The sequence below is a fragment of the Microcoleus sp. bin48.metabat.b7b8b9.023 genome (assembly GCF_013299185.1).
Classification (GTDB): Bacteria; Cyanobacteriota; Cyanobacteriia; order Cyanobacteriales; family Microcoleaceae; genus Microcoleus.
Genome location: NZ_JAAFKG010000122.1, coordinates 1 through 4,121, shown reverse-complemented (window position 1 = coordinate 4,121; position 4,121 = coordinate 1). Strand labels below are relative to the sequence as shown.

The window sequence follows — 4,121 nt, the reverse complement described above, 5'->3', positions numbered from 1 at the left end:
CGGTTTATCAAATATACATGGCTCGAAATAGATGCTTACTCTAGCTGGCAATCTCTTGTTTCATCTGTAGAAAAAATTCTTAAAGAGTTTGGAGATAATTATGTAATTAATTTTGCTTAACTACTTATCAATAAGCTTCCTACCACAAAAATTTTGGGTTTGTGTGCTGTGTTCTTGAAAATAAGAGGTGCGTCGCTCGATCGATTGTCGCTCTTTGTTGAGGATTGTCGATGGCGACGCACCCTACAGTATTTGTAGGGTGTGTCGCCTGCGATAAATCCCTTGCATTCAATCGAAAATTTCACGGCGACGCACCGGAACCCATTGATGAAAAAGCTTGCTACCACAAAAATGTTGGGTTTGTGTGCTGTGCCCTTGAAAACAAAAGGTGCGTCGCTCGATCGATTGTCGCTCTTTGTTGAGGATTGTCGATGGCGACGCACCCTACGGCTACGGCTACGGCTAAAATCTCAAATCGTTTGACTCGTGGAACAATAGCTGCTTAGATTGAATTTGGTTGTGTTGAGGATGTGGAATATGCCAGGGTTCAGCCGTTTTTTGTCGATCGCAAACAAGATGGCGGCAGTAGCAGCCAGCATTGGACTGGTTCAGGTGTTAACCATCGCCAGTTCATTTGCTCAATCATCTAACCCGCGTTCCCTAGACGAACTCTACAAAATTCGCGATCGGCTCGTCACCCAACTAGAACAACCCGCCTCACCCTCGGCAGAACCAACCCTGCTCTCTGGCTTAGTTCCCTTCGCTGGCAATCCTCAAGAAAAATTGGTACAGCAGTTGCAAGAGGTGGAAGTTCAAATATTAGTAGAACAGAGAGCTAACGACAACTTACAGCAAGCAGTCCGTTTGGCAAACCGAGCCGTAGAAACGGGAGGGAAGTCAAATCAGTCGATCGAATCTTCGCAGCAAAATCAATTTTTGTGGCACCAGGCCCTCAACAACTTACAAGAAGTTCCGCAAAACTCATTTTTATCTCCCCTCACAGCCTCCAAAGCTCAAGAATACCGGGAAAATTTAACCGCAGCAACCTCTCAAGTGCAGCAAGCAAAATCAGATTTTTTGGCAGAGGTTGCCCGTTCAAGCGGTTTGTCGAATGAAGCGTCGATCGGGATTTGCCACCTTTCTAGAGAATGCGTCAACCTGCGGGGCGATGTGCCTCCTGTCAGCCCGGCCAGCTTAATTAAAGTGCCGATAGCTGTCGCCCTGATGCAAAAACTCGACCAAGAAAAAATCAGTCTGAACCATGAAGTATTCGTCGATCGGGGCAATTTCACCGAAGACTCATCGACCAAGATTTTGTCCAATCGCAATTACCCGGTACAGCTACTGTTAGAAGAAATGATCGATCGCAGCAGCAACATCGCCACCAATCAACTGATCGATTATTTGGGTGCCGATTACATCAATCAATTCTTAGCAAATCGCGGCTACCAAGTCACCCGCGTGAACTTCAAATTAATGGGGGAAAAAACTATGCCCAGCAACCCCGGTTCCGGGCCCAACCGCTTAACTGCTAACGAACTCACCGAAATGATGGTGCAAATTTACAACGGCGAAACACCGGGTTCTAAACTGTTAGTGGAAACTCTCAACCAGCAGTACGATCGCGCTTTGGGATTTGCCGCCTTGAAAGGAACTAAAGCTCAGTGGTTGGGCGAAAAAACCGGGGAGAATTCTCTGGTGCTGGGCACAACTTTAGCGATGAACATTGACGGCGAAGCCTACGTGATGACTGTGATAGACAGCCGCACCAGTGGCGACCTACAAATCCGCCAGTCTATTGCTAAAATAGCCGATTATATTAGTAATAATCCCAGCTTTTAAACATCTGAGAATTTGTTAAAAATTTATGTGCCTGAATCCAGGAGATATTCTGCGCGATCGCTACGAAATTATCGAAGAATTCGGGCGACGAATAACTTACTAAGATTGGTTTGTAGTGAGGACTTTAGTCCGCATTTGGAGAGGACTAAAGTCCTCACTACAAACCTTGATTGTCCTTCGATCGCCAAATTAGAAAATGCCACATACAAAACTCAACGTTTCCGTCAAAGGTGAAGGGTTTCCGATCCTTTGCTTGCACGGCCATCCAGGTTCCGGCGATTGTATGTCTGTCTTCACAGAACACCTATCACAGCGGTTCCGGACGATCGCCCCAGACTTGCGCGGCTACGGTACCAGCCGCACCTCAAATTCCTTTGAAATGACTGACCACTTGCTTGATTTAGAAGCGCTTTTAGACCGACTGGGAGTCGATCGCACTTTAGTCATCGGCTGGTCTTTAGGAGGCATTTTAGCGCTGGAATTAGCCATGAAATATCCCCAGCGAGTGACAGGTTTGATTCTACTGGCATCCGCCGCCAAACCGCGCGGAAGTCACCCGCCCATTTCTTGGCAAGATAATCTTTACACCGGTTTAGCCGGAATTATCAACTGGGTGGTACCCGGTTGGCAGTGGAATATTGATACTTTTGGCAGGCGATCGCTCTTTCGCTACTTGATACAGCAGCATACACCGACCCCTTATCGCTACTTAGCCGCCGCAGGTACTCCCGCCTACCTCCAGACTTCCCACAAGGCTACAAAGGCGTTAAATACCGCTCTGAGAGCCGGATACGATCGACTGCTGCATCTCGGCGAGATTCAATGTCCGTGCTTGGTGTTGGCCGGAGAGGGCGATCGACATATCACCTCAGCATCCAGTTTAGAAACAGCCCGCCACCTTCATGACAGTCAGTGGCAGTGCTATCCCAATACAGCCCACTTATTTCCTTGGGAAATTCCCGATCGGGTAGTCACAGATATCGATCGGTGGATTGAGAGTCACCCCCAAGCAGTTGGTAATGCCGAGTCTTGAGTTTTGAATTTTTCAGAAGCAATCAATCATCCAACCATCTAGAGTTTTGAAGCTATATCGTTGGCCTTGGCATCCGAGTTAAACAGTGCGAGCGTCCCGAAGAGCGATCGGGGTTGACGACTGTTGACAATTTATCTAGATTTACCTAGGATTTAGTATTCAGATTCTCGGTAAGCCAATGGATAGATTGATGAGTATTGGTGAGTTAGCAGAGCTTTCATGCTGTTAACATACGAAAATATCAACACATTGACCGGGAGAATCAATGGCTACCCTAACTTATTGCAAAGGCTTGCCCACACCAGTACAGGAACTCAACGAACTAGGATTTACAGATTTCGAGATGTTCTTAGAAGCTTACGCCCCAATTTTTAGGGCTGCAAGCATTGAAACAGTTGAGCACTTACTTTCAGGTACAGAGTTCAAGAAATCTGATTGGAACACGCATTTACAGCAAACCTACGGCATCAACAAGCGCCACGCAAATGGTGTAATCAGTTCTGCCTCATGTCGTGTAGACAGCGCGAAAGAACACAGGATTTTACACCGGAAAGCTCTTGAAGGAAAAATCAAATCTCTTGGTGCGTGGCTCAAAAAAGCCGAACGCAAGTTGGTATTAGCTCGTAAATTCTATGCCAAGAAAACATGGCAGCAATCAAAAACAGGTTGCAATTTCCCGCTAGCCTGTTCGCTTCAATATAAATCAACAAACTGGCAGAATTTACGCTTTCAAATTCACAATAAAAAACGCAAGCTAACTCTGGCAACGAAGAAAGCTGAAGACTTAAAGCTTAAACCAATCAAAGTTTTCATCCCTCGGTGTGATATTTTTGTCGTCGGTTCTAAGGATGAGTCTTTTGGCAATCAAGTCTGCCAATGGAATGGGGATAAAATAACTTTTAGAGTCCCCAAATGCTTAGAGTCGCGATTTGGAAAAACCCTGTCCTCTCTTGTTGGTGATTTCAGCCGTAACATCAACAGACTGCCAGAATGCGGTGCTAAAACATGGCATTTCTATCGCAAGAATGGAAAGTGGGTTGCTGCTGTGCAGTTTACACCAAATCTCGTGAAGCAAGTTTCGAGAGACAGAATGTACGGTTGCATTGGTATCGACATGAATCCCGGTGTGCGAATCGTTGGCTAGAAACCAATACTAAAAAGGGTTAGGGGGATTAGCCGCAAGGTAGAACCTTGACAACTGAATGACCATGTAGGTGAGAGTCAGTATCCTAGAAACCTCAAATCC

General features: G+C 46.2%; 3 protein-coding genes. All 3 read left to right on the top strand.

What is annotated here, in order from left to right; all coding sequences use genetic code 11:
* The first annotated feature begins 537 nt into the window (after positions 1-537).
* Complete coding sequence (locus QZW82_RS32085) at positions 538-1,842, top strand: serine hydrolase (protein WP_293158426.1); 1,305 nt, start codon at positions 538-540, stop codon at positions 1,840-1,842.
* Between the two features lie 196 nt (positions 1,843-2,038).
* On the top strand, positions 2,039-2,875 hold the full coding sequence (locus QZW82_RS32080) for an alpha/beta hydrolase (protein ID WP_293158424.1): 837 nt from the start codon (positions 2,039-2,041) through the stop codon (positions 2,873-2,875).
* A gap of 265 nt (positions 2,876-3,140) precedes the next feature.
* Entirely contained in the window at positions 3,141-4,019 is an 879-nt protein-coding gene (locus tag QZW82_RS32075; protein WP_293158422.1) for a hypothetical protein, read from the top strand.
* Positions 4,020-4,121: the final 102 nt, after the last annotated feature.

Coding starts and splice junctions, on each gene's coding strand:
- QZW82_RS32075 (WP_293158422.1), top strand. CDS start 3,141: ATGGCTACCCTAACTTATTGCAAAGGCTTGCCCACACCAGTACAGGAA.
- QZW82_RS32080 (WP_293158424.1), top strand. CDS start 2,039: ATGCCACATACAAAACTCAACGTTTCCGTCAAAGGTGAAGGGTTTCCG.
- QZW82_RS32085 (WP_293158426.1), top strand. CDS start 538: ATGCCAGGGTTCAGCCGTTTTTTGTCGATCGCAAACAAGATGGCGGCA.